Annotated in this window: 23 protein-coding genes; 5 read left to right on the forward strand and 18 right to left on the reverse strand. The window is 40.5% G+C overall.

The features are described 5' to 3' along the window. Window positions 1-46 precede the first annotated feature (46 nt). The 3 genes from PKC96_05325 to PKC96_05335 are packed head-to-tail and all read right to left on the reverse strand — an operon-like array spanning window position 47 to window position 5,513. Window positions 47-3,424: an SbcC/MukB-like Walker B domain-containing protein gene (locus tag PKC96_05325; protein ID HMM00746.1), complete on the reverse strand. Its 3,378-nt coding sequence runs from the start codon at window positions 3,422-3,424 to the stop codon at window positions 47-49. After that, entirely contained in the window at window positions 3,421-4,056 is a 636-nt protein-coding gene (locus tag PKC96_05330; protein ID HMM00747.1) for a DUF4194 domain-containing protein, read from the reverse strand. Before PKC96_05330 ends, PKC96_05325 begins: the two co-directional genes overlap by 4 nt. After that, window positions 4,056-5,513, reverse strand: coding sequence for a DUF5716 family protein (locus tag PKC96_05335; protein ID HMM00748.1), 1,458 nt, complete (start codon window positions 5,511-5,513; stop codon window positions 4,056-4,058). The genes PKC96_05330 and PKC96_05335 overlap by 1 nt, the downstream gene beginning before the upstream one ends. A gap of 353 nt (window positions 5,514-5,866) precedes the next feature. Here PKC96_05335 and PKC96_05340 point away from each other — a divergent pair, with 353 nt between their 5' ends. Both PKC96_05340 and rpmB read left to right on the forward strand, forming a co-directional pair. Further along, window positions 5,867-6,310, forward strand: a complete 444-nt coding sequence (locus tag PKC96_05340; protein ID HMM00749.1) for a hypothetical protein — start codon at window positions 5,867-5,869, stop codon at window positions 6,308-6,310. A gap of 93 nt (window positions 6,311-6,403) precedes the next feature. Next, on the forward strand, window positions 6,404-6,598 hold the full coding sequence (gene rpmB, locus PKC96_05345) for a 50S ribosomal protein L28 (protein HMM00750.1): 195 nt from the start codon (window positions 6,404-6,406) through the stop codon (window positions 6,596-6,598). 43 nt (window positions 6,599-6,641) lie between these two features. Here the strand turns inward: rpmB and PKC96_05350 are convergent, their stop codons facing one another. From PKC96_05350 to PKC96_05400, 11 genes are all read right to left on the reverse strand, one after another. After that, complete coding sequence (locus PKC96_05350) at window positions 6,642-7,310, reverse strand: hypothetical protein (GenBank protein ID HMM00751.1); 669 nt, start codon at window positions 7,308-7,310, stop codon at window positions 6,642-6,644. 4 nt (window positions 7,311-7,314) lie between these two features. Next, window positions 7,315-7,974: a ribulose-phosphate 3-epimerase gene (gene rpe, locus PKC96_05355; protein ID HMM00752.1), complete on the reverse strand. Its 660-nt coding sequence runs from the start codon at window positions 7,972-7,974 to the stop codon at window positions 7,315-7,317. Between the two features lies 1 nt (window position 7,975). Beyond that, on the reverse strand, window positions 7,976-8,830 hold the full coding sequence (gene rsgA, locus PKC96_05360) for a ribosome small subunit-dependent GTPase A (GenBank protein HMM00753.1): 855 nt from the start codon (window positions 8,828-8,830) through the stop codon (window positions 7,976-7,978). Further along, the gene (locus PKC96_05365; protein ID HMM00754.1) at window positions 8,830-9,717 is read right to left on the reverse strand and encodes a protein kinase; all 888 of its coding nucleotides are present in this window, start codon (window positions 9,715-9,717) and stop codon (window positions 8,830-8,832) included. Before PKC96_05365 ends, rsgA begins: the two co-directional genes overlap by 1 nt. Further along, window positions 9,714-10,466: a Stp1/IreP family PP2C-type Ser/Thr phosphatase gene (locus PKC96_05370; protein ID HMM00755.1), complete on the reverse strand. Its 753-nt coding sequence runs from the start codon at window positions 10,464-10,466 to the stop codon at window positions 9,714-9,716. Before PKC96_05370 ends, PKC96_05365 begins: the two co-directional genes overlap by 4 nt. After that, a complete protein-coding gene (rlmN, locus tag PKC96_05375; GenBank protein ID HMM00756.1) occupies window positions 10,463-11,506 on the reverse strand; it encodes a 23S rRNA (adenine(2503)-C(2))-methyltransferase RlmN in 1,044 nt (347 codons plus the stop codon). Before rlmN ends, PKC96_05370 begins: the two co-directional genes overlap by 4 nt. Further along, the gene (locus tag PKC96_05380) at window positions 11,506-12,780 is read right to left on the reverse strand and encodes a hypothetical protein (GenBank protein HMM00757.1); all 1,275 of its coding nucleotides are present in this window, start codon (window positions 12,778-12,780) and stop codon (window positions 11,506-11,508) included. Before PKC96_05380 ends, rlmN begins: the two co-directional genes overlap by 1 nt. A 98-nt stretch (window positions 12,781-12,878) precedes the next feature. Continuing rightward, window positions 12,879-13,469 carry a hypothetical protein gene (locus tag PKC96_05385; protein HMM00758.1) on the reverse strand — a complete coding sequence of 197 codons (591 nt, stop codon included), beginning with the start codon at window positions 13,467-13,469 and terminating at the stop codon, window positions 12,879-12,881. Window positions 13,470-13,499: 30 nt separating this feature from the next. Next, complete coding sequence (priA, locus tag PKC96_05390) at window positions 13,500-15,692, reverse strand: primosomal protein N' (GenBank protein ID HMM00759.1); 2,193 nt, start codon at window positions 15,690-15,692, stop codon at window positions 13,500-13,502. 16 nt (window positions 15,693-15,708) lie between these two features. After that, complete coding sequence (gene gmk / locus PKC96_05395) at window positions 15,709-16,290, reverse strand: guanylate kinase (GenBank protein HMM00760.1); 582 nt, start codon at window positions 16,288-16,290, stop codon at window positions 15,709-15,711. A 540-nt stretch (window positions 16,291-16,830) separates the two neighbouring features. Next, complete coding sequence (locus PKC96_05400) at window positions 16,831-17,124, reverse strand: ATP-binding protein (GenBank protein HMM00761.1); 294 nt, start codon at window positions 17,122-17,124, stop codon at window positions 16,831-16,833. Window positions 17,125-17,176: 52 nt separating this feature from the next. On the opposite strand from PKC96_05400, the gene PKC96_05405 reads away from it, so the two are divergent. After that, entirely contained in the window at window positions 17,177-18,679 is a 1,503-nt protein-coding gene (locus tag PKC96_05405; GenBank protein ID HMM00762.1) for an NFACT family protein, read from the forward strand. 4 nt (window positions 18,680-18,683) lie between these two features. On the opposite strand, the gene PKC96_05410 is transcribed toward PKC96_05405, so the two are convergent. Beyond that, window positions 18,684-19,199: a tRNA (cytidine(34)-2'-O)-methyltransferase gene (locus PKC96_05410; GenBank protein HMM00763.1), complete on the reverse strand. Its 516-nt coding sequence runs from the start codon at window positions 19,197-19,199 to the stop codon at window positions 18,684-18,686. Window positions 19,200-19,267: 68 nt separating this feature from the next. Here PKC96_05410 and PKC96_05415 point away from each other — a divergent pair, with 68 nt between their 5' ends. Further along, window positions 19,268-20,080 carry a phosphotransferase gene (locus PKC96_05415; protein HMM00764.1) on the forward strand — a complete coding sequence of 271 codons (813 nt, stop codon included), beginning with the start codon at window positions 19,268-19,270 and terminating at the stop codon, window positions 20,078-20,080. Here the strand turns inward: PKC96_05415 and PKC96_05420 are convergent. Continuing rightward, the gene (locus PKC96_05420; GenBank protein ID HMM00765.1) at window positions 20,077-20,619 is read right to left on the reverse strand and encodes an inorganic diphosphatase; all 543 of its coding nucleotides are present in this window, start codon (window positions 20,617-20,619) and stop codon (window positions 20,077-20,079) included. The genes PKC96_05415 and PKC96_05420 overlap by 4 nt on opposite strands. Before the next feature lie 64 nt (window positions 20,620-20,683). Further along, window positions 20,684-21,532 carry a mechanosensitive ion channel family protein gene (locus PKC96_05425; GenBank protein HMM00766.1) on the reverse strand — a complete coding sequence of 283 codons (849 nt, stop codon included), beginning with the start codon at window positions 21,530-21,532 and terminating at the stop codon, window positions 20,684-20,686. 188 nt (window positions 21,533-21,720) lie between these two features. On the opposite strand from PKC96_05425, the gene PKC96_05430 reads away from it, so the two are divergent. Next, window positions 21,721-23,364, forward strand: a complete 1,644-nt coding sequence (locus tag PKC96_05430; GenBank protein ID HMM00767.1) for a nucleoside kinase — start codon at window positions 21,721-21,723, stop codon at window positions 23,362-23,364. 63 nt (window positions 23,365-23,427) lie between these two features. Here the strand turns inward: PKC96_05430 and PKC96_05435 are convergent, their stop codons facing one another. Then, the gene (locus tag PKC96_05435) at window positions 23,428-24,573 is read right to left on the reverse strand and encodes a DUF5677 domain-containing protein (GenBank protein HMM00768.1); all 1,146 of its coding nucleotides are present in this window, start codon (window positions 24,571-24,573) and stop codon (window positions 23,428-23,430) included. Window positions 24,574-24,610: the final 37 nt, after the last annotated feature.

Here is a 24,610-nt window from a genome sequence, read left to right on the forward strand (position 1 = left end):
ATAATAAACTAAAGCCAAATCAAAAAAAAGACCTTGAAGGTCTTTTTTAAGCCAGTTTGTCTTCTTCTGCATATAGACGAACCGACGAAGCATTTTTTCCTCTTAATACCACGAGTGTTTCATCAACTAAACCGCTAATTTCCGCCACTTTGTCGCTCGGAGCGGATACGATGGCCTGAAGTCCAAACTTGCGGAGCAGTCTAATCGCTTCCTTAATACGGCCTCCATCCATCTTTGAAAAGGCTTCATCGAAAATGATTAGGCGAAGCGTATTGCCTAGTTCACCCGTTTCGTTAACGTGATAAAGCTGTGCAAAAGATGCTAGCACGGAAATATAAAACGGCGTTTGCGTCTCACCACCGGATTTCTTTTTAATCATCCTCGACAGCCGTTGCTCATTGCCTGACTTATCCTTAACGACTAAGTCAAAGTCCAAATAGCTCCGATAATCGGTGAATTTTTCCACGTTAACCAAAACCGCCGCATTGTTGGCCGCATCATTGGCCAAAGCCACCTGGGCAAACAAATCGCGCATTACCGAATCATATTTAGTTAAGAATTCGCTGTCGTCATCTCCCATTTCCAGCAGTAAGTCATCCATGATCATATCGTAATAGACACGATAAGTTGATGAGGGTCGAACCGTAAATCGATATGAGTCCTCTCCAAAGGTAGAAGCCGACAGGGCGAAGTTTAATTCTTTGATTTGATCTTCGACGGCTTCAATCGCACTTCTAAGTTTTGAAATAAAATCATTTTTAAATTGCTTTACTGCCTTATCGTAGGCATCATGAATTTTCACCTCATAATCGGGTAAGCGAACTTCCGTCATATCGCGATACTCGGCTTCATATACTTCGTTATCTTCTTGCTCGGTGTCGTAAGTCAGCCGATATTCGCGGATATAATCCCGCCGCAGTTTTGTCAGTTGCGTAAATAGGTTATTGACTAGATATTGAGCGTGCCCGAGCGAAATATTGTACTCGGTTATTAAGTCGAGAGGGGATTTTCCCTTAGCTAACTCCTCTTGAAATAAGGGCTCGGCTTTTTCACTTACCAAGAAGGGATCAAAGTTTTCCAAAAGCCGATTTTCCTTCTCTTCAACGCTCTTTTTTTCGCTGGGAATCTTGTCATTTTTAAGTGTTTCAATCAAATTGGTGATCTTGCCCTTTTCTTCAAACAAAGAAGCGCGGTCACTTTCCAAACCGGTAATGTCCTCCCCGATATCATCGATTCGCTTATCGAGAGTCGTTAATTGCGATAAATCGTGTTTGCTGAGTTCGCCATCAACATAGGCGATATTTTCCTTAATGCCTTTGATGTCCTTCAACTGTTCTAGTTCCGCATTCACCGTAGCAATTTCATTGCTGTTTATAATCTCCATGCGGTTAGCTTCATTTATTATCACCGCCAAATCCCGAAGTTTCTTTACCAGTTCGGCATTGGCCGTAATTTCATACCGCTTGCTCGTCAGTTGATTTTGACTTATTTCTCGACCAATAAAATGTTCCCGATAAAGATAGGGATTAATTTTTCCAAACGCAAAATTTCGGTATAAATCACCTTCAATGGTTATTCCATTTCCCGCCGCGCGTGCTTCCGTTAAATTACGGCATTTCATCAATCGTCCGATTAAAAAATTGGCATACGCTTCGGCCCCCGGATGATCGGTCTTAATTTCTTCGGCGAGAGAATTCTTTTCCGCTCGATAATCGCGTTCAATAAGTCGATTGGCGTCAATTAGGGTCAAACCATAATAGTTAAACTTTTCTAAAAGTGAGCGCATTATCTCATAGGATTCCATATAGTACTCATCGTCGACGAAAAAATTAAATTTCTGATTATTCAAATAACCCTCGATGGCATTCGCCCATTCCGGATGTCTTATATCAATCAAATCAGCGAAGATTGAGACACGGATACTTTGATTATGACGACGGCTGAGTTCAGTCTCGAGCTCGCGTTTAACGGCAAGTAGGCGCGCCTCATATGATTTGCCGCCCCCCTGCATATCAATTTCTTGCTGCTTCAATAAAGCGGTTTTTTGATCATAACTAGTAATTAACTTTCCAATAAAGATGGCAAGACCGCCAACTCTTTGCTTAAAAACGCCCAACGAATCCCGCCAAGCAAAGAGAACATCGGTGGATAGACTGTCGATATTATCCAAAAACTTGTCGCGTAAGTTCATGCTTTGCGTTAAAACATCAAGCGCCGAAGCCCGCAGATCGTTAATTTCTTGGATCAGCGCTTCATCGCTGATTGAACTAACATCAAATGATGTCAACGTGTCGGCCAATGATTGACCGATAGAGATAAAGTTGCTCACGTAGCGAGATAGGTTTTCATTGATACGCTTGGCCGTTTCATTCAGTTGCAAAAGGCGTTTCTCTTCACTTGCCTTTTGGGCCCGTAAATCATCGGTAATACGATAGATGTCACTATTGGCTTTGTCTTGAATAAGATGCATCTTCTTGCGATTCAATTCCGCGATGGAATGATCCACTTCAGCGATATCAACATCAATTGAAGCCAATCGCTTGGTGGCATCGTCTATCTGATGATAGTAACTATCCAAGCGTTCGCGATCATTTTGAAAACTCGCTTTTTCTACGATATAAGAGTAAATTGATTTTTGTTCAAAGTTGTCTTGATACAGCTTATAAGTGCTATGAATAGCATCCAGGCGATTAACCCTTTCCCGCATTATCTGAGCTTCTTTTTCCAATTTTCGATATTGAAGAATATTATCTTGCATTGGAGTGATATCGACATTTTGCTGCGGATCGCACACATATTCGGTAATAAAAGTAGTAATGTCGGTAATCGGCGTAAAAGATATCGATTTCTTCAACAGTGAAAAATACTTATCTTTCAATCCGCCAAACGATCTTTTTAGGTATTCCTGATATTGGCGATTGGAATCAAAAAACATAAATTTACCGGCATAATTACTCGATAAAAAACTGTTTAATTGCTTATAGTCCATCGGAACCCGGTTAATGATAAATTGATTTTCCGGAATGGGGGCGTCAATTTCAAAAAAGCGGTGCTCTTCTTCACCATCGTCATAAATATCAAAGACGATTCCCATGGTAAAGGAAGTGGTATTCTTATCATCGAAAAACTCCATCGCGATGTAACTTGAGAATCGCCCATTACGAAGATAATGAAAGCCGCCATCAAGATTATCGCCTAACTCTCCTCTCAGATACCCCTTCAATGTACGATTGCTTTTATCCATGGCCGCTTTGTTAAAAAATCTTCCCGAAGTGTCGCCCAAAAGCAAAACTTGGATTGCGTCGATTAAAGTCGATTTGCCGGAAGCATTGAGTCCGGTTAAAAAGTTAATACCGCCGAAATCGATTGTTTCATTCCAAAAATAGTGCCAATTGATTATTTTTAGTTTTTTTAATGTTTTCATACGATTGATCCCCCATCATTTTGCTTAGCGCTTATCTGATCAAGCGCATTACCCATCGCGGCGATCATATCACTGTCAACCGCGTATAAGATGGACGGCAAAATGTAAAATGAGACATTGCCTTCATCATAGGAACCGCTCACTTTGCTGACGATATTGTATCCGGCTAAAATCCGTAGACAGCGATCGACAAGACGACCGGTAAGTTTTTTGCCGGGAAGAAGGATGCCGCGATCAAGCATGACTTTTTGCACTTGAGGCGTCGTAACATATATGCTTTCCCCCGTCTGACTAGACTCCGATTTTTCCGATTCGTATATCAAGCGAAGCACAAAAGTAATCAGCGAAGTCTCGCGATCCAATTTGGCCCGATTTTCCCGATACTCATTCTTTAGGGCAAATACCCCATTGATCAAATCGCGATCAATTTCCCAACCAGCAAAAGAAAGGTAATCATTTACAATTTCATAATAGCGTTCCAAAAATCGAAATGACGGATTTATTTTCATCGTTTTTTCACGTGTATCAAACTGGTCACGCACCACAAACCCGCTCAGAAGAAGGCTATTTACCACGTGAGCAAAGGTATCTTGATCAGAACGAGAAAGTTTAACTATTTCCTCTTCAAACATTATGCGATAAGCTCCTTTCGTTTATATATAAAGCGAGGCAATGAATATCCGTAGGATATAATCTGTCCCTCAAGGGCTTCGATTGAGTAAAAACATTTCTCATCACTCGCTTTAATGCTAGCTAAAATTAAAAGAATAAAGGCGTCAAAATTCGGAAGAGGAATCTCCTCGATGCTTATTTCATCCGCCTCGCCAAAGGCAGTTTCCATAAAGTCAAAAACCCGATCATCCGTGAATTCATTTTTTGTCTGGGCTAAGAAATCGGTCATTAACATTGAGTCGACATCGAGAAAATCGGGCACCGCCATCGGCTCTCCAAACAAACGGGATTGGCGAGTGTAAGGCAGGGTCAACGAATCATTGTCGACATAGGATTGACTTTCCAACGGTATCGCATCTTGCATTTTGGATAGAATGTTGGCCAATCCTTCGCCAGTGACAGCCGATTTCGCGTAGCTACGAAAAATCGTATCGAGATGGCCTTTGATCGTTTTATCATTATTGTTCAAATATAATATTTTATTGGCGGAAGAACGCGTGTAGTCCTGATGGCGCTCGTCAATACTATCGATCATATTGTTGAGGGTATCATACATGTCGCAAACATAATTAATCTTCGCAATTATATCTGTCTCAATCTGATTGCGATCACCGCGGGGACTATAAACCAGGGCTTGAGCGATAAGCTGCGAACGAACGTCTTCGTCGTGAAGCCAGCGCTGGAGCATATTTATGATCGGGCGGCGATACTTGGCCACGCTGTCGAAGGTTTTAAGCGGGTGATAGTATCGATCGGAAATCGTCTCTTTATATGTATCAAAATAGTCATGGAGAATCCCATTTGTGGTAAAGACCTTGCCCAGGCGATTCTGAAATATCCGAATTGAATGGCCGAGTGTGACTAATTCGGTCCGCAAGCGTTTGGTATTCTCGTAAGCTCGAATAAGCGTCGCATACATAAATTCATCAGGTTCCCCGTCTTCCATTTTTAACTCGCTATACGTGGCGTGAACCAGACTGGTATAGGGGGCTTCACTCGCGTTGGCGATCGTATTAAGTAATGAAAGAAACTGAATTGAATAAGCGGGCAAGGCGATATACTCATCAAAACTCTCCGGATCAATCTCGATATCGATCCAGCCGGTTTCCTCAAGTCGACGAACGATAAAAGCCGCTTTCAAAGCCATGGTTTCAAGTTGCAATTTTCCCTCGCTGGATAACGAATCGGAAAAATCATCCTCATCAGTCTCATCCGGTTCTTCCAGTGAAAGATCAAATTTCAGTAACTCATTATTTGCCTTGTCCTTTAAAGCCCGAATATAGTCATTTTTCTTTATTGATAATTCATCACTTTCAAGAGAATTAAAAAGGACGAGAAGCGCATCCGCATAGACATCGCGATTGGGACTTGAAAGAATTGAAAAAAAGTGGGCAGGAATTGCGTTAAAAAGACTCATTTATCAACTTTCTCCTCCTCTTTATATGTTATTATTTTACCATACGCCAAAATAAAGAAAAATATAAAAATTTATACATATTTCCTAATTTATTTAATTGAGGAGTCTTAAAAAGTTTTTCGTCCGCTAAGCGTCCATCCATCTTTCGCTATCCTGGAAAAATAAATTTATTTTTTTAACTTGTAGAAAAACTTTTTTATCACCAAAATTTTAACTGATATAACGGCAGAAAAAATTAAAAACCCAAATGACTTTTAGAGGTTATATTTTTATTTCATCGATAAAACAGGCACATTATTTATTATGTTTATTCGCTCCTTCGACTATGATATATTATTTAAAAGGAGCACAAAATGAAACTTAAACCCGACCCAATTCGTACTTTTTTCTCTTATTTAATTCTTGGAATTTGCACCAGCGGAGCGTTTTATTTAACGCTCGGCTATCCATATAATCCCTTTCGGCCTTTGCATATTATTTTATTAACCATCCCGACAATAATCGCTCTGGGATTTGTTATCTATGCGCTTAAGATGAATTATTTTTTGCTGGAGAAAAAGCGGATTGTTTTTCACCGGGGTAAGAAGGAATTATTCTATTACTATTCGGAAATTATTTATATTGATCATGACTATAGCCGTCATCATAAATCAGTCCGATTCTATACAAATAAAGGGGATGAAAGATTCCTTCCTCTCGACAAAGATCGCCTCGTTTATAAACGAATGTGTGAGGAATGCAATCATCTATTGAACTTTGAAGATTTAAAAAAGCGTTTTCCGAAGGCAAAGTTCTAAAAAATAAAAAAATGCGATGAAAAAAGATTGCTAAAGACACTACAAAATGATAATATCTAAAAGCATGTTTAAGTTAAGGGAGGTTTAGATTATATGAGTAAATTTTGCCCCGTCACCGGTAAAGGACCGATGAGCGGAAATAACCGTTCTCACTCGCTACGCGCTACTCGCCGCAGTTGGAGCGTCAATCTTCAACCATACAAAATTGAAGTTGATGGCAAGGTTCAAACCGTGAGGATGTCCGCCCGTGCATATCGGACCCTTAATAAAACCGCTAAAAAGGCTTAAAAAATGCCGCTTGTGAAGCGGCTTTTTTTATTGCATCTTTCAATTAAATTCTGACTATGACTAATCCGATACTAATGAGAATCAACAATATAAAGTTCAAACCGATTAATGCCCACTCCGTATAGGCAAGAAAGAAATGCCGGGGCCGAAGAATTTCAATTGTTCCGTCCTGACGAGTAATCTTGTCCATAATCGGCCATTTTTTCATCTTTGGATTTATGGCTAATAGCAACGCGGCGATCGCGGGAAGAGCGAGTAAAGTGGATAGGATAATTGGATGATAGGCAAAGTAGGGGAAACGGAAGAACAATATTGCCGACATGGCACTATTTAGCATCGTGGTAACAAACAGGATACTTAAGAAGAAAAGATGCCGTTTTATATTTACATAGGTAAGAATGAAAACCGCGGCCATCGCGACTCCTGTTACTACCCACGAAGCCATAAAAGTAAGGACATAGTAGTAATTTGTCATCTGTCCATAAAAAAGAAAAATGGGGTAAAATATCCATAGAATAGTAAACACGCCCACAGCCGAATAGTGCAGTGGCAGAAAGGATTTACTCGCCCCCTGAGCCAACTCAAACGGAAGTTCATTCCAAAACGAGTAATGGCGTTGCTGACTAATCTGATAGCTATAGAGACCGACGATAATTTCTATAGCGAAGGCCACGAGAATTACGACGGGAACAATGAACACTAAATCTCTCATACCATCATTCACCTCTTAATCTTTCAACGCGGGCTTGAAAGTCCGCATGACCAAAAAGATAACTCCCGGCGACTAAAATATCCGCCCCGGCTTGTCGAACTTGCCGACCGGTAATATCGTTTATTCCACCATCAACCTCAATTAATGCCTGACTACCGCTAGAAACGATTATTTTCTTGAGTTCACGGATTTTATCCACAGCGCGCGGATCAAATTTTTGACCGCCAAACCCCGGTTCAACCGACATGATTAATATAAGATCCAGTTCCCGGATAAATGGCACTAAAACTTCAATCGGTGTCTGGGGTTTTATTGAAATTCCCGCCTTTTTACCAGCCTCATGAATCATGGCGATAGCTTTTTTTATCTGCTCGTTCCTTTTGAGCGCCTCATAGTGAAAGGTGACGATATCGGCTCCAGCATCCAGGAAGGCCGGTATGTATTTTAAAACCCGTTTAATCATAATATGAACATCAAAAATCAAGGGATAATTGCCGGCCAAACTTAAAAGAACGGGAATCCCAAAAGATATATTAGGTACAAATGCTCCATCCATCACATCAAAGTGAAGATACTTGCATCCGCTTTCGCTGACTTGTTTTATTTCTCGGTCTAAAAACCGAAAATCGGCGGCTAAGAGCGAGGGAGAAATTTCGACTTTCATTTCACCACTTCCTTTGCTTTTCTAGGCTATTATATATTTTAACATAATTATCATATGTAACATTACTTATTTCACCCTTTCTTAAAGCCTCTTCAATCGCACAATTCTTGCTATGGATGTGATTGCAATCATTGAAGAAACATTGGTGCTGATAAGGGCGAAAAGGCGGAAAATTATCCACAAAATCTTCGCGGGAGATAGGAAGCTCAAAGCTGCTGAACCCGGGCGTATCAGCGATAAAAGAGTTCGCATCAATTGGGAAAAAACGCACTTCTTTGGTCATATGCTTGCCCCGTCCACCCCGCTTTGAATACTCGCCAATTTCACGGCTGAGATTCGGAAACAGTTCATTGATGAGCGATGATTTTCCAACTCCGGTCTGTCCCATTAAAATTGTGGTTTTGTCTTTTAGTAAACGATGGATTACCTCTAAATTTGAATCGCTGTTATTAACCGCATAAACGGAGAACCCTTCCTTTGTGAAATGGTCTTCGATTGCCTTGACATCGCTTTCCGTCAATAAATCCTTCTTTGTAAGAATTAATGTTACCGGAATATTTATGAAAAACGCATAGGAAAGATAAAGATAGGCAAGATAATAGGAAAAGTCGGGTTCTTTCAAACTGATCAAGACAAATATTTGATCGACATTAGCCGATCGCGGCCGAATCAATTCGTTCTTTCGGGGGAGAATATCATCGATAAGTTCCTTTTCAAGGTTAAAAGACACAATATCACCCACCAGTGGTGAGAGGTCACGAAAACGCAACTTACCAACCGCTTTTAAGTGGAAAGTGTCACCCTGTGAAAAGATATCAAAGTCGGCATAGTTATGCCCAATAATTTTACCTTGCATCAATCATCCGTCGCAAATCCAAAATATTTTACCCAAAAACTGCGATGCGGCTCCATCAGTTTGGGATTGGATTTAATTTTTTTAATGTCTTTTTGCATCTCGCGAACATTAATATACCGATCCGATGGGCGCTTACGGCAGGCATGCATAATAATTTTTTCAATCGCCCGCGGACACGACGAAATATACTTCCGCGGACTTGGAAAACGTTCTTTGATATGCTTAACCGCCACCGCAATATTAGACTCGCCCTCAAAAGGTAACCGTCCGGTTATCAGTTCAAAAAAAGTAACCCCCATCGAATAAATATCGCTTTGAGCGGTAGCGACCTTTCCCTGGGATATCTCAGGAGCCAAGTAGTGGGCACTGCCGACTATATCATCCGATTTGGTAATTTTAATCGCATTGGAATAGATGGCAATTCCAAAATCGCCCAACTTCAAAATACCATCGGGAGTAATATAAATATTGCTTGGTTTGATATCGCGATGAATAACCATGTTTTCATGAGCGACATCAACCGCCACACAGAGTTGATCCATAATGTCGAGGGCTTCAGCATAGGTGTAACGCCCGCGATTTTGAAGGGCTTCTTCAAGGGTTACACCCTTTACAAGCTCGTTTACCATATAGGGTTTACCTTTAAAGGTTCCCAAGTTTAAAACTCGGACGATATTAGGATGACTAATTGTTGCCGAGGCCCGTGCTTCACGTTCAAAACGGATAATGTTCTGCTGATTGAGCGAGACATCATCCTTAATAATTTTTACTGCGACTAATTTACGCGTAATGATGTCCTGCGCCTCGTAAACTTCCGCCATTCCCCCTTCGCCAAGTAACGAAACCACCCGGTAGCGAGAGTCAATAATTGCATTAATATCCATCATACTTCGTCTTCCCATAGTGCAACAGCGATGTTGTCACTTCCTCCGTTTATATTTGCCGCTTCAATCATTTTCTCCGCTCGAGTTTCAATGTTCTCATGTGCGGAAATAATGTCCGCTAAATGAGGTTCAATTATATTGTTATACAAGCCATCCGAACATAGAAGAATGGTCTCTCCTCGATAACGGTATGATTTTATATCAATACTGGCCGCTAGCGATACCCCTAAGGCATTGACCAGAACATGTCTTCTTGGATCTATATCCTTGGCCTTGGGATCCAGTTGGCCAACCTTAACTAGATAATCGACAAATGTCTGATCCTCCGTTAATCGTCTCATTTGATGATAAAAATCGCATAGATATGCCCGCGAATCACCAATGTTCGCCACTATCAGACGATGCCTGTGCACCAAAGCCACGACAAGAGTTGTTCCCATATCCTTGTACTGCTTGTTGCTTTGCGCCTCATTAAAAACCGCTTTATTGGCTTTTCTGATTGCTCTTAACAGCCAATTTCTAGCATCGAGCGAACACCAGAAACTTGATTTATTACGAAATTCTTCAGCCAAGGTATCAACCGCAATTTTACTTGCCAAATCACCTTGGGCCTGTCCGCCGATTCCATCGGCTACCACTAAAAAAACATTTCCCGAATTGTTGATTAGGACGAGAGCTTGATCCTCGTTTGTCATTCGTACTAATCCTCGATCAGTACGATAGCAAAAACTTCCCATCCTGGCCTTCTTCATAATATTTTTTCCTCTTTGGCCCGCAATTGGCCGCAGGCGGCATCAATATCGGTACCAAATTCTTTGCGTATCGTCGCCGTAATGCCTCTTTTGGTAAGTTGATTTAAAAACTTTTTAACGGTTCCGTCCTCGCTTCGATGGTAACCATTTTCAAGCACATCGTTATAAGGAATCAAATTAACATAGGCCAAAGTGCCCCGAATTAAGTCACTCAATTGGTTGGCATTGTCAATGCTGTCATTGATACCTTTCAATAAAATATATTCAAAGGTCACACGCCGACCGGCTGTTTTTTCGTAGTAGCGAACCGCGTCCATCAGTTGACTCAGAGGATAGGCTTGATTAATACGCATAATCCGGCTTCTTATTTCGTCGGTAGGAGCATGCAGGCTGATTGCTAAATTAATTTGAATGCCTTCATTGGCATATTGGCGAATACGATCTGGGATGCCGCACGTTGAAACCGTGATATGTCTAGCCCCGATGGCTAAAGCATGCGGATTGTTGGCGATACGAACAAAGTCAAGGACGTTATCATAATTATCAAACGGTTCGCCGGTTCCCATGACAACAATATGCGTTACATGCTCATTTTTATTTTCCTCATCAAGCAGATCATTTACGATCAAAATCTGTCCAATCATTTCTTCGGGCAATAAATTGCGTTGCTTTCTCAGTAGTCCCGAAGCGCAAAATGAGCAGCCCATATTACATCCAACCTGACTGGATACGCATACCACATTGCCATAGTTATAACGCATCAAAACTGTTTCGACTTTTGCGCCATCATCCAGTTCCAATAATAGTTTTACCGTGCCATCATTGCTGTTTTGTCGCTGAAAAATTTTAGGTTTGCGAAGTTCATATTTTTCCTTTAAAACCTCACGAAAACGAAGCGAAATATCGCTCATTTCGTCGAAAGAGTTAACCTTCTTTTCATATATCCATTTGAACAATTGGGTGGCCCGATATTTTTTTTGGTCCAACGCCAACATCTGCTGCTCTAATTTTGATAGTTCAGCTCCATATAAATTAATCATTATTTTTCCTTATCTTTCCGTTTCAAAAGCGCATAGTAAAGGGTGGAATTAAAGCGATCAATCGGTAAATATTGCTTTTCGCTGAGCAAATCAAATTGAACATTGTTCTTTAAAAATTCAATTATCAACGCATGACCTTCCTTATTCGAGCAAGTGTTAATAATGTACAGTAATAAGCCATCCGGTTTTACGAAAGCAGATGCTTCCCGCAATGCCGTTGCTTCAGAGAAAATATAATTATCCAACGCACTTTGATCAAAGTGATATAAAAAGTCAGGAATCGTGCGGATTAAATCAAATTTTGAGCAATCGGGAAGGACAACGACCAGGTCTTTTTCATCCCGAATCGCGGTTATCAGTGAATTGGCCTTTGATTCAAATACATGAACATTGGGAAGATTCCAGCTTTTTAAGGCTCCTTCCACATCATACCGTCGCTTATCGCTTGGAACCGCCATATCGATTTTCATTTCGGTTTTCGAACGGAGCGAAAGATCCAGATAAACTGCATGGGGGCGCTCCTCATAGATTAAACAGTCGCGAATACGTTGAATCGGCAGCGCGTTAATAACTTCGCTCAAAGCAAAACGCTGTTGGAAGATAGTGTGGTTAACGAATAAGGGATGACTTTGAATTCTTTCGTGATGCCGATAGACGAGCGTATCTGAAGCGGGACCCGCACTAAAATCGGGATTCTCATTCAAAATGGCGGATTGCGTATTGACCAAAGGGTTGACTCGAAGCGACTGCGCCACCGAATGGGTGTTGGCGTTTAGATAACGTCGGGTGACCTCCAATCCTAAATGCTTCATCCACATTTTGGTAAGCCAGAGGGGATTGTTGTATTTAAGGCTTAAATATTCCGGGCTATCCATATCCGTGCTATCGATAAACTCTTCTTCGTTCTCCGCAATAGCAAATATTTTGCTTTCTACTTCAGGACTAACCGCAAATTCTTTTTTCGCTTTTATTTCATTGAGTTCAAGCAAAAGTCGTTGTATTCCCAAACGTCTAAAAAAGTGTAAATCGGAGACAATCGTTGCATAGATATACAGCATATCTTTCGTAGTACTAAAACCACTATCAAGGCGTGTCAATAAGTCCTCAATGGCTAAGTAATGATGAAGGGTGCAACTTGTAAGAGAACGAACAAACTGTAGATCCTCATGTCCGCTAGGATGAGCATCCTGTACCCTTTTTAAAGCGTGTGCATAAGGAATTTTTTCATCGAAAATATATCCTAAAGTTTCGCTTACCGCATCAATAACGTTCATAATTACACCTCTATGTAAATAGTATCATTACCAACCAAACAATGCCAAGAAAAAAACGCCCTTTTAGGGCGTTATTAAAAACTTTTTCTATTTTTGGGCTAATTATGATGATGATGATGGCAATCACAGTCCTCATCTTGGCAGTTTTCCCCATCGCAATCTTCGCCTTCGCAACATTCAAATTCCGGTTTATTCCCGACTTCAATGTCGTGTCCATGCTCGCGAGCTTTCTCTTCGAAATCCTCAAAAATGTTTCCCATATAGGGTCCATTATCCGCTTCTTTATCCGTCACTTCATCGTCGTTATCTTCTTCATCCTCGTCATACTCATCAACAATATCTTCCTCTTTAATGAACCGAGGATATTCTTCATTTATACGCGAGTAACTCGATTCGCTGGCAAAATAATGAAACTCCACCGTTAAATTTACAAGAAAATCGGACGTTGCGGAAAGAAGATATGCCGCCACATCCTTCTCATGCGAGCGGAAAATTTCCGGCAGTGAAACAATAATTAAACCTTGCCAGCTAGTTTGTTCAACGCCAGCATGAAAAATATAACTCTTCGGTGCAAAGAAGACTATTTCTTCCGGCTCAACCTCCAATAATTTAGCCAAATTAGATGTTGCTTCGCGACTAAAACGTCCCGTAATATATTCATCCAGTCCCAAAATCGAAATCGTAATCATGGTCGATACCTCACAATCGCCTGAATTATATCAAATTTCGAAGGAATCAACATCAATTTTGATTTTAAATTTTGAATTTGCCGCCAAAGGAAAGACCAGTTTAGCAATAATCGGTCTAATTCGAAAATAATTACGATGCTTGATAATTAAAATTCGCCGGTAATAATCGCGCTCGCGATTATAAAAAGGTGTCGTCGGCCCGAGGACTTCCCCAAAATCCTTAATCGCATTTTTCATATCATTCGCAAGTTGCATAATAGCCTCATCGAGGACCTCGGCATTTTTACTTAAAAGGGAAATAACCATCTCGAAGGAAAAGGGGCTGTCGCCGCTTAATTTGCGAATTTTCATTTCCGTAGCAAAAAACGAAGAATAATCCTGTTTAGAGCCAAGAACAATCGCATAATGTCCGGGCATATTTGTTTGAATAATCGCTTTTCCCGGTCGATCCTTTCGTCCGCTTCGTCCAACAGCCTGGGTTATGAGTTGAAATGTTTGTTCGGCGCTGCGATAGGAAGGATAATATAGTCCCATATCGGCCAGAATTACTCCTACCAGTGTCACCAAAGGAAAATCATGTCCCTTGGCAATCATCTGTGTCCCGATGAGAATGTCCGCTTCATGACTAGCAAATGATTTAACGATCTTTCCCACCTGGGAGCGAACTTTTGAGGTGTCGCTATCTAATCGCAAAGTCTTAACTTGGGGAAAGAATTTGTGAATCTCATCTTCGACTCGCTCGGTGCCAAAACCGGTTTGCCATAGATGTTTTGAGCCGCATTGCGGACAAACGGTGGGCAATTCCTCAACATAATCGCAATGGTGGCACTTCAGCAACTTATCGCTGAGATGATAAGTCAGAACCATGTCGTCTTCGGGGCAGCGAAAAACGTAACCACACTGGCGGCAGCTGACGTAAGTAGCATAGCCCCGGCGGTTAATCAGTAGAATTGCTTGTTCATGGCGTTCGATTACTGTTTTCAATTCGGCGACTAATTGCTTTGAAAAAATAATGCTCTGCGGATATAAATTATTCGCATTCATTAAATCGACGATTTCGGTAACTGGAAGTTCACGTTTGTTAATTCGTTGCTTAAGTTGAAGCAAGTGATAAACACCTTTAAGCGCCCGGGCTCGGCTTTCAAGCGAAGGAGTCGCGGAGCCAAGCAGAACTTTCGCCTTTAATGGCATGGCTCGCATAATTGCCACTTCCCGAGCATGATAGAAAGGAAGGGTATCTTGTTTATATGATTCGACATGCTCCTCATCCAAAATAATCAGCCCGATATTGGACAAGGGAGCAAAAATTGCCGAGCGAACACCGACGACAATCCGTACTTTACCTTCGGCAATGCGCCGGTATTCATCATACTTTTCCGCCGGCGTAAGTTCACTATGCAAGACGGCGACATTTTGATGATAGCGACTGACAAAGTGCGCGACCATCATCGGTGTAAGGGCAATCTCCGGAACGAGCATCAAAACATTTTTTCCGGTTTTAAGTGTTCTCTCCGCCAGCGCTAGATAGACTTCTGTCTTACCGCTTCCGGTGATTCCTTCAAGCAAAAACACCCGATCGTCGCTTTTACAGAACTCATCGACAACCTGCTTTTGATCACCCGTAAGCGGTGGGGCGACAACCGTTTTTTCATCCGGAATCAAAAAGCGGATCTTTTCTTTTTTTTCAATTTTGATTAAATCCAAATCAACGAGCTTTTTTATGATTGAAGGCGATTTTATCTCCCGTTTTTTTACCGGCGAATTCTCTTTGATTAAGAGGAGAATTTCCTTTTGTTTAGGGCTTAAATCTTCTTCATCGCGGACAAAAACCAAATAATCCTCATAGGCGATTTTCGGTTGTTTTGCAAAACTTGAAGCCGGGCGAAGAGTCGGGGGTAACATCGCTTGCAAGACGCTGATTTGGGGAGCGATATAATAGTCCGCAACCTGCTGCGCTAGCTCCATCAACTCTAAACTTAATAAAGGTTTTCTATCAATTATCTGTTTTACCATCAAAATGCGGAACCCTTTTTCTTTTTCCAGTTCCGCGATGGACTTCATCGTCAGTTCAACGTCGATCACATAGCCAACCAAATCTCGATTATTAAACGGAACGAGAACCCGCTCCCCAATAAATATTTTTTCCCGGCCTGCGTAGCCATAAGAAAAGGGGCGATTGAGACTGATAGTAGGATGTTCAATTAGGACACTTACGATCTGCATGAACAACCTCCATTTCTCAAATAATTACGGCATTAATTTTATTGCGAATAATGCTTTTTATCTCTTCGCTAGAACGGGCAATATCATCATTGAGAACGATGTACTGGTAGCGATATTTCATCTTCATCTCGCGTTTTGCTTTGGCGAGCCGCGCGGAAATAACTTCCTCACATTCGGAGTGCCGACCGCAAATACGCGCCCTTAATTCGTCATATGATGGGGGAATGAGGAAAATGGTGACTAAGTCATTGCCGACATAGTTTTCCATAATTTGCGTTGCTCCTGAGACTTCAATTTCAAGAAAAACATTTTTACCTTCATTCCTTAATTTTTCAACAAAATCCTTGGGTGTACCATACCGGTTCCCAACAAATTCCGCATGCTCTAAGAAATTTCCTTTTGCCAAATCATCGTCAAATTCCTTATCTGATACGAAAAAATAATCGATGCCATTTTTCTCGCTCGGGCGCGGCGCCCGAGTGGTCACGGAAATCGAGTAAGCTAGATTAAGATCGTTATCTTCCATAACTTTCCGTCTAATTGTCCCTTTGCCTACACCGCTAGGGCCGGAAAGAATGATTAACAAGCCTTTTTTCATTGCAAATACCTCGGTGTTTTATCATTGTCTAATAATAAACCCTTTATGTCAATAAAGTAAGAATATGCTATAAATTTTTTCTGTTGTATTACCATTGATGTGAGACTTTGAGAGGAAGAAATATAAAAGGTGATTTATACTAGATGCTGTAAGGCCTAACAACTTTACCGGAAGGCTCTAAATCACCATGGAAGTTATAACACGACTCCCACATGACTTGAACACTAAATACTATGCCCGTCTTACATACTCAAAGGGTCATATGTTTGTAAATCATGTCAGAAGCTTCTCACGAGCGATTCATCTATCCCTATATAGAACACTCTTCCTACTCCATGGTTGATTTTGTGAAGAGAGACATCGTTTTCTTCGGGTATGTCCCTCAATCGGAACCATCATTGGCTTTGGAATTATATTCATATTAATTGTGGCTTTAAAGATTTCTGTACCTGTTTTAGAAGAATGGATTAAGAGCCAAATCTAAATAAAAAAACGTTCCAATTAAAAGACGCAAATGATATTAATCTAAACTATGTTCATTTAGTAAAAAGTCATATAACCCAAGATGTAAACACCATCTTGATTGTAATGGGCTCTAGTGGAATCTTTAACAATAACAATTTTTTTAAAGGCATCTGAGATATTTAAAAGAAACTTTTGTTCTTGTTTAAGTTTTTCTTCACCTTCAATGGTATAAACTGCTTGGATATAAAGTCTTACATCAGCTTGGTTGCAAACAAAGTCAACTTCAGCACTCTTTAAAACACTCTTGCCTTGATTATTTACAACACCAACATCAACATTATTACTTTTTCTTTTTAATTCCGGTCTCACATCATTTACAAACTAACAGTAAGGATATGCTATAATTTTTTTTGAGGTATTTATGGCATTTTCTTATTCGTTGGTTCAGCAGATTACCCGAGTGATAAAAAATGAAATTGAGGGCGCATTTTTAAATCGAATCATTCATTTTTCCCGTAATTCTTTTTCCCTGTCAATATCCCGATCAAAATCGCAAAAATTAATTATTTCTCTGGATAATAGTGAACCGTTTTTGGCCTTGACTGATCGCGAACTTTCCGGTGACGGCACAAGTAGCAATTTTCTTCTTCAACTTCGCAAAGAAGTATCGGGCGCTTTTGTTGAAAGTGTTGACCTCGATTCCCATGATCGCATTGTTCGCATATCTTTAAAGGTTTCCTCGCTTGCTGTAATTGAGAAGAAACTGACTCTGATTATTGAACTTATACCGATGCAACCAAACATGTTTGTCATCGATGATGAAAACCGAATAATTGCCCTCTGGCGGGCATCGAAGTCGCTTGACGTAATGCGCCCTTTAGCCATCGGTTTAACCTATGAATGCCCGGTTAATTTTCATGCGGAAGAAAGTTTTTCTCCCTTGGAAAAAGATTACTTGGGCAATCATCAAAACGATTTTGCTTCTTTCCTTGACATTTATGGCGATGATAAAGGAAACTTTGCCGTTTTTCCGCTTAATGAAAAATATCATAAAGTTTCTGTACAAGATATTTTTGATCGTCGCGAACAAGATTTGACCGATAAAAGAAAAACTGAACTGTTTAGCGACATTATTCATTTAGTAAATCGTAAAAACAAATTAATCAAACAAAAGATTAAACGTCTGAATGGTGATTTGAATGATGCCAAGGTGCACCTGGATGATCAAAATAAAGCCAATTTAATTTTAACATATGTCGATAGCATCGAAAACGGCGCCGCCAAATTGGTAACGGAAGATGGAGTTATTCTATTAGACCCTCAACTTTCAGCTGTAGAAAATGCCAACCGTTATTTTAAAAAATATAAAAAAGCCAAGGTCGCTCTAGATGAAATCCAAAAGCAGATCAATATCGCTAGCGATGAACTCGAATATTTTTCCGATCTGCAGGTTACAATTGCCAATGCCGACGAAACTGATTTAAAAGAGATAAAAACCGAGCTTTCGCTCAATGGTTACTTTCCTAAAAGTGCGAATAAAACGAGTAAAAAGCATAGTTATATGCCATATTTCGTCGATATTGACGGCGTTAAAATCGGCTTTGGAAAGAACAATTTGCAAAACGATGAACTTACCTTCAAATATGCCCGACCATTCGACACCTTTATTCACATCAAGGGTTATAGCGGTAGCCATATAGTGATTTTTGATATGAATCCTAGTCCCAAGGTACTCGATATGGCGGCTTCTATTTCGCTGGCGCTTTCCCACCAAAACGACGGCGAGGTGATGGTCGCAAAAATTAAAGATGTCAAACATTTAGATCGCCCGGGAAGAGTAAAAATCAATCGCTATACGAGCCTCTTTCTTCGCCAATTAGCTTTCGATACCCTAGCGACCATTCAATCTGCGCATCGCAAATAACCGGTTATTTTTCCTTGATGAGAAAATCTTCCCCTTTCAGGCATTCGCTGGTGGCCAAGTCTAAAAAGTTTTGCTGACGAAGAACTTCATAGGTAATCAAGGCCACGCAATTGCTGAGATTTAAACTTCGGGCATCAGGAACCATTGGAATGCGTAAGGTATGGTCTAAATGATGCCTTAATATATCGTGATCAATTCCGGTTGATTCACGTCCAAACATAATCCAATAATCCTTTTCGCCATGAGAAAAATCCACCCGCGTATAAACCTGATTGGAATATCTGGTTATATAGTAAATTTCCACTTGATCATTTTCGCTTTGAAATTCCCCATATGAGGAATAGTAATGATAATCGCTCTCTTTAATGTAGTCCATACCCGCGCGGCGAAGACTTTTTTCATCAAGCGAAAACGGCAGCGGTCCGATGATGTGAAGCCGGCTCCTAGTGGCTTGGCAAGTCCGCATAATATTACCTGTATTGGCCGGAATCTCCGGATGATATAAAACTATATTTAACATAAGCATAACTTCCTTTAGATTTTGTATTCAGTATTATATATAATCTATTTGGAGAAAAAAACAATTGAATGAAACATATTTTGCCCTTTGATTTAGAGTTTGCCGTTTATAGTCTCAAACCTTTGCCCACGGGGATTACCAACCAAAATTTCTTAGTTAATGATCAATTCGTCTTGAAGGTTAGGCAACTGGGGCTGGATCCTTTTTTTTCTTACGCTCAGGAAAATATAATCGCCGATATCTTTTATCAACATGACTTGAGCCCTAAGTACCTAACCTACAACGAGCAATTTAATTATTCTTTAAGTCAATTTTTGTCATCATCGCATAAAGGCCACGGTCCTTTGTACGCCAACAGAGAAATAATTCGAATCGCGCAGCTAATTACCACTTATCAATCCTTTGATAATTCATCATTAGTCCCCTTTAATCTCGAAGAAAGATATATTTTTTACCGTAGCAAATGTTCAAAGAAAGTTTTCTCGCCAGCATATGAAGAAAAAATCGTTCGTGAATATAATCGCTTTGTCGATAAATCCCATCTGGTTTTATCGCATAACGACCTCGTCAAAAATAATTTTCTTTTTAAGGGCGACAAATTGTATATCATCGATTTTGAATTCGCCGGTTTAAATGATTCGATGTTTGATGACGCTTCATTCATAACGGAGAATCATCTCTCACCGACTCAGGAAAAACTTTTTCTTCAAACTCGTTATCCCGACGGTTTTGATCATCATAAGCTGGATATTTTCAAAAACGCACTCAATCTTCTTTGGTGCTACTGGGGCTACTATATGTATCAAAAGACCAATCGCGCGCTTTTCCTTTTGATTGCCGACGAAAAGAAAAGTCTCCTGATGGAGACCTTTAACCATTAAATTCGCGATTTTTTAGGAAATTTATCCTTATAGTAAGCTAGGGCTTTGGTTATTACTTCAACGGCCAAGTCCCGACCTTGAATATGATGAACGACGGTTTCCTTACCCTCTAAACTCTTATAAACTTGGAAGAAGTGTCTGATTTCTTCAAATAAATGGCGCGGTAATTGATCGATATTATAGATATCTCGATATGATGGATCATCGATTGCCACGGCGATAATCTTCTCGTCATTTTCGCCCCGATCGATCATGCGAATAATGCCGATTGGTCGGCAGCGGACAATCGTCAAAGGAATAATCGGCTCCGAACAAATAATCAAGACATCAAGCGGGTCGTTATCTTCGGCATAAGTCAAGGGAATAAAACCATAGTTTTGCGGATAGTGCGTCGATGTATAGAGCACCCGATCCAGCTTTAGCCGACCGGTCTCTTTATCCAGTTCATACTTATTTTTACTTCCTTTGTTGATTTCAACAACCGCCACAAATTCTTCGGGAGTAACCCGCTCGGGGCTAACATCGTGCCAAATATTCATATTTATCTCCTTTAATGTGGTTAATTATGGCAAAAGAACCACTTAATATCAATTGCTTAATTGCTTAATTTTCTTCTTTTTGTTTAACTTCCAACTTTTGAATTGCCGGATGAATATTCTTCTTGGCAAAGGTTTTTGCTAGCGAGGCCATTAAATCATAGTAGGTATCCCAGAATTCGCTATTCCGTGTCCAATACCACATCGTGATCGAATAGCCTTGATCGCTGATTCCACCGACCACAACATTTGGTTTCGGATTGGCTAACACTCTGTTATCTGAAGAAAAAACCTTTAAAATACTCGTTTTGACTTCATCGGGATTTTGATCATAGTTAAAGGTGAGGCTAATCATTTTTCGCCGTAACTTGTTTTCCGAGTAGTTGACAACATTGCTTGCGATTATCGTTTTATTAGGAATGACCACTTTTTGGTTATCGATTGTCGCTAGGGTTGTTGAAAGCATGCCGATAATCTTGACGGTTCCCTCACTGCTGCCGATGGAAATGTAATCATCGACTCCAAACGGATGGTTGGTTAAAATAATCACACCGGAGGCAAAATTGCCAATCAAGTCCTGCAAAGAAAGCCCGACGGCCAGAATTGCGCTGCTAATTATTGTCGTTATGCCGGTGATATTAATGCCAATAACCGCCAAAATTCCCACCAACCAAATAAAGCGGAGCATAAAATTAAAAAGATCAATTATAAAATACCGCACACTTTTGTCGACTTTTATTTTATTCTTCTTAACTGATTTCTTCAGTAATCCGATTACTAATTTAATAAGAAAATGACCGCCGAAAATAAGAATCAGGGCGAATATTGCCCTGGCGAAAACTTCCATTCCGTTATTAACGAAAAAATCAGCTATTTTTTGAAAAAAATCTTTGATAAATTGCCAAATTTCACTCATAGAAATAACCTCTTTTCTTATTATATATTACATCTTTGAGGCGAAAAACGAAGAAATAAATTTTTCTATCTTTTTTTCGATGAAGTCGATATAATAAAAGGTCATATCGAAGGGTAGATTTGCTGAAAGCGCTTGCAAATACTTTATGACCGTATTAAAATGACCCTACGTCACAGGAGGTGTTGATTGTGAGTTTTAAAATTAAAGTTAATGGCACTGAAAGGACATATGAGAAAAAAGTTAAGTTGCTTGATCTCCTTGATAGTGTCGATGAGAATCTCGTTTGTGCCCGTGTCAACAATCGTATTCGGGAATTGACCTATGAAGTCTATTACGATGCCGATGTTCAGTTTTTAAGTTGTAAAGATCAAGATTCAATTCGGATTTATGAGACTTCGCTTCGTTACTTAGTTGCGATGGCGATGGAGCGTATTCACCCCGAACTTGAAATTCGTTTTTCATACAATGTTTCGCGCTCCATTTTTATGCAGATCCTCAACAAAGGCATCCGGGCTGACCGGGCTTTGGTGGATGATTTGAATAAGGAGATGGCGCGGCTTGTCGATCTCGATTTGCCTTTCGAAAGAAAAGTTGTCCCAAACGATGAGGCGGCGAAAATTTATGTCGACAAAGGTTTTGAAGACAAATTGTCTATTCTGAAATATCGCCCGGAAAAAACCGTTCACTTTTATGAATGTGATGGCTACTTGAACTATATGTACGGATATATGGTTCCCTCGACCGGTTATCTTAAAAAGTTTATTATCCGCCAGTATAGTCCCGGCGTGATTATTCAATATCCCCGCTCCGAAATGGGCGGTGAAATTCCTCCATTTGAAGAGATGCCCACTTTTGGCCATACGCTAAAAGAAGCCCACAACTGGGCAATGACAATGGGAACCGATAGTGTCGCCAGCATCAATGATTATATTCTCAATGGCTCGCCGATTGATTTTATCAATATGTGTGAAGCCCGGCATAATCATATGTTGAGTGAACTCGGTGATACCATCAGCAAGGATAGCGATAACATCCGCTTAATTTGCATTGCTGGACCTTCCAGTTCCGGTAAGACGACTTTTGCCAACCGGTTAAGAATTGAACTTATGTCCCGGGGATTAAAACCGGTTCGAATTAGCATCGATGACTATTACTTGCCGCGGGATAAAGCTCCACTGGACGAAGATGGAAAGCCGGACTTGGAATCGATTCATGCCCTCGACATTGATTTATTCAATCAAAACATGCTCGACCTCATCAATGGCAATTCGGTCACTCTTCCCCATTTTGATTTTAAGATTGGCAAGCGAGTTCCCGGAAGAACACTTCAGGTTGGCGAAAGTGAGCCCATCATTATCGAAGGCATCCATGCGCTTAATGATCAATTGACCACACTTATTCCTCGCCATCAAAAATTTAAGATTTATATCGCTCCGCAAGCGCAGATAAATTTGGATAATCACAATCCGATTTCCCTTACTGATTTAAGATTGATTCGGCGTTTAGTCCGGGATTTCAAATTCCGGAGTGCTCCGGCTGAGTTAACCCTATCCATGTGGCCCAGTGTCCGTAAAGGTGAATTTACTTGGATTTATAAAACGCAAGAGGACGCCGACTACGTTTATAATTCTCTTTTGAGTTATGAACTCCCGGTTATGAAAAAAGTCGCCTTGCCGTTACTGAGATCCATTCAGGATGACTCCCCCTACTTCACTGTAGCGGAGCGGCTCATTCGGATGCTAAAGTATTTTGCGGATATGGATGACACCTGGGTACCGTGCAATTCTTTGATGCGGGAGTTTATCGGCGGCAGCTGCTATCAAGACGTTTGATTATTGACCCGAAAAAACGTGGAATGCTATTTCCACGTTTTTATTTGTCTTAAATTATTTTGGTTAATTTCCCCGTTTTTCTTTTTCAAGACGCTGTCTTTCTTCTTGCTCCCTAAGAAAGGTCGCCTTTTCTCGGTTATGCATATATTCCATCTGCCGAAAGTGAATCTTTCGCATCAGTTGATAATTTGCCCGCTCACTTTCCGAAAGCGTCGAATCCAGTTTCTCTGAAAAAGTTTTCTCCATTCGGAAAAATGATTCGAAGAGATTAATGAGTGTGACCGAGCCGAAATAGCGCGAAGAGGCATAAATCAAAACCGGCGATGAATGGGCGACTTCGCTGCTCATTTCATACCAACGGCTATATTCTTTAAGTTTAGCGATAGCTTCCAGTCCATCGCGAAAATTATATTTATAATCTTCAAGATTGAATTCTGCGATGGCGTCCAGCCACCCGTATTCGATAAAGCGCTTCATATCTTTGCTTTTAAGCCCTTGCTTTTTCATCTTGATCTTAATCTCTTGAAAGACGGCATCGGTGGATGTAACGGTCCCAAGACCCTGACGAAAGGCAACTCCGTAGGTTAGGTGACGAAGATAGGCTTCTTGCACTTTTTCACCATTTTCACTGAGTACTTTTAGAACGCATTCGGTTTCATGCAAGGTTCTCCAAGTAGCAAAAGCTTCGGTTTCAAATCCGCCGACAAGAAGATCGACTACGCATTTTCCAATCGTAAACGCTTTGGTCATAATATCGACTACCAGTGTTTTGCCGGGATCGTTTTTGGGAAGTCGGCTGAGCATTCCCAAAACGAAATTCAAATATAGGCTCAGAGTCGAAATCGGGGGATAAAATCGGCTTGTACCACTGCCAGTACGATAATCCAAATGGTTGTTTGTCAAGTATTTGTCGACCACGGCGCTTAAAAGCAATGACTGATACCCCTCATTGTCAATCAGTTTATTTTCTTCAAAATGCTCGGGTCCGCTTAAATGATAAAGGTGTTCACTTACAATGTATAAAATAACATCAATGTGATTGATGACCTGGGCTTCAAGAATATGATTTTTTTCGCTGAATTGGCCGATACTATCGATCGACTGCAAATATATTTCATAAAGAAAGTGACGATCAACATTCGCCGGTAATTTGACACGTTCGAGAATCGAAGCAAATAAAGTCTCGTTAATCGGTTCACTGTATTGCATGAATTTAACCTTCTTTCTTTTTTTAAAGATAATCTAT

This window comes from Bacilli bacterium, from assembly GCA_035326105.1.
In the GTDB taxonomy this organism is placed as follows: Bacteria; Bacillota_I; Bacilli_A; order RFN20; family CAG-826; genus UBA7706.

Coding starts and splice junctions, on each gene's coding strand:
- PKC96_05325 (HMM00746.1), bottom strand. CDS start 3,424: ATGAAAACATTAAAAAAACTAAAAATAATCAATTGGCACTATTTTTGG.
- PKC96_05330 (HMM00747.1), bottom strand. CDS start 4,056: ATGTTTGAAGAGGAAATAGTTAAACTTTCTCGTTCTGATCAAGATACC.
- PKC96_05335 (HMM00748.1), bottom strand. CDS start 5,513: ATGAGTCTTTTTAACGCAATTCCTGCCCACTTTTTTTCAATTCTTTCA.
- PKC96_05340 (HMM00749.1), top strand. CDS start 5,867: ATGAAACTTAAACCCGACCCAATTCGTACTTTTTTCTCTTATTTAATT.
- rpmB (HMM00750.1), top strand. CDS start 6,404: ATGAGTAAATTTTGCCCCGTCACCGGTAAAGGACCGATGAGCGGAAAT.
- PKC96_05350 (HMM00751.1), bottom strand. CDS start 7,310: ATGAGAGATTTAGTGTTCATTGTTCCCGTCGTAATTCTCGTGGCCTTC.
- rpe (HMM00752.1), bottom strand. CDS start 7,974: ATGAAAGTCGAAATTTCTCCCTCGCTCTTAGCCGCCGATTTTCGGTTT.
- rsgA (HMM00753.1), bottom strand. CDS start 8,830: ATGCAAGGTAAAATTATTGGGCATAACTATGCCGACTTTGATATCTTT.
- PKC96_05365 (HMM00754.1), bottom strand. CDS start 9,717: ATGATGGATATTAATGCAATTATTGACTCTCGCTACCGGGTGGTTTCG.
- PKC96_05370 (HMM00755.1), bottom strand. CDS start 10,466: ATGAAGAAGGCCAGGATGGGAAGTTTTTGCTATCGTACTGATCGAGGA.
- rlmN (HMM00756.1), bottom strand. CDS start 11,506: ATGATTAATTTATATGGAGCTGAACTATCAAAATTAGAGCAGCAGATG.
- PKC96_05380 (HMM00757.1), bottom strand. CDS start 12,780: ATGAACGTTATTGATGCGGTAAGCGAAACTTTAGGATATATTTTCGAT.
- PKC96_05385 (HMM00758.1), bottom strand. CDS start 13,469: ATGATTACGATTTCGATTTTGGGACTGGATGAATATATTACGGGACGT.
- priA (HMM00759.1), bottom strand. CDS start 15,692: ATGCAGATCGTAAGTGTCCTAATTGAACATCCTACTATCAGTCTCAAT.
- gmk (HMM00760.1), bottom strand. CDS start 16,290: ATGAAAAAAGGCTTGTTAATCATTCTTTCCGGCCCTAGCGGTGTAGGC.
- PKC96_05405 (HMM00762.1), top strand. CDS start 17,177: ATGGCATTTTCTTATTCGTTGGTTCAGCAGATTACCCGAGTGATAAAA.
- PKC96_05410 (HMM00763.1), bottom strand. CDS start 19,199: ATGTTAAATATAGTTTTATATCATCCGGAGATTCCGGCCAATACAGGT.
- PKC96_05415 (HMM00764.1), top strand. CDS start 19,268: ATGAAACATATTTTGCCCTTTGATTTAGAGTTTGCCGTTTATAGTCTC.
- PKC96_05420 (HMM00765.1), bottom strand. CDS start 20,619: ATGAATATTTGGCACGATGTTAGCCCCGAGCGGGTTACTCCCGAAGAA.
- PKC96_05425 (HMM00766.1), bottom strand. CDS start 21,532: ATGAGTGAAATTTGGCAATTTATCAAAGATTTTTTTCAAAAAATAGCT.
- PKC96_05435 (HMM00768.1), bottom strand. CDS start 24,573: ATGCAATACAGTGAACCGATTAACGAGACTTTATTTGCTTCGATTCTC.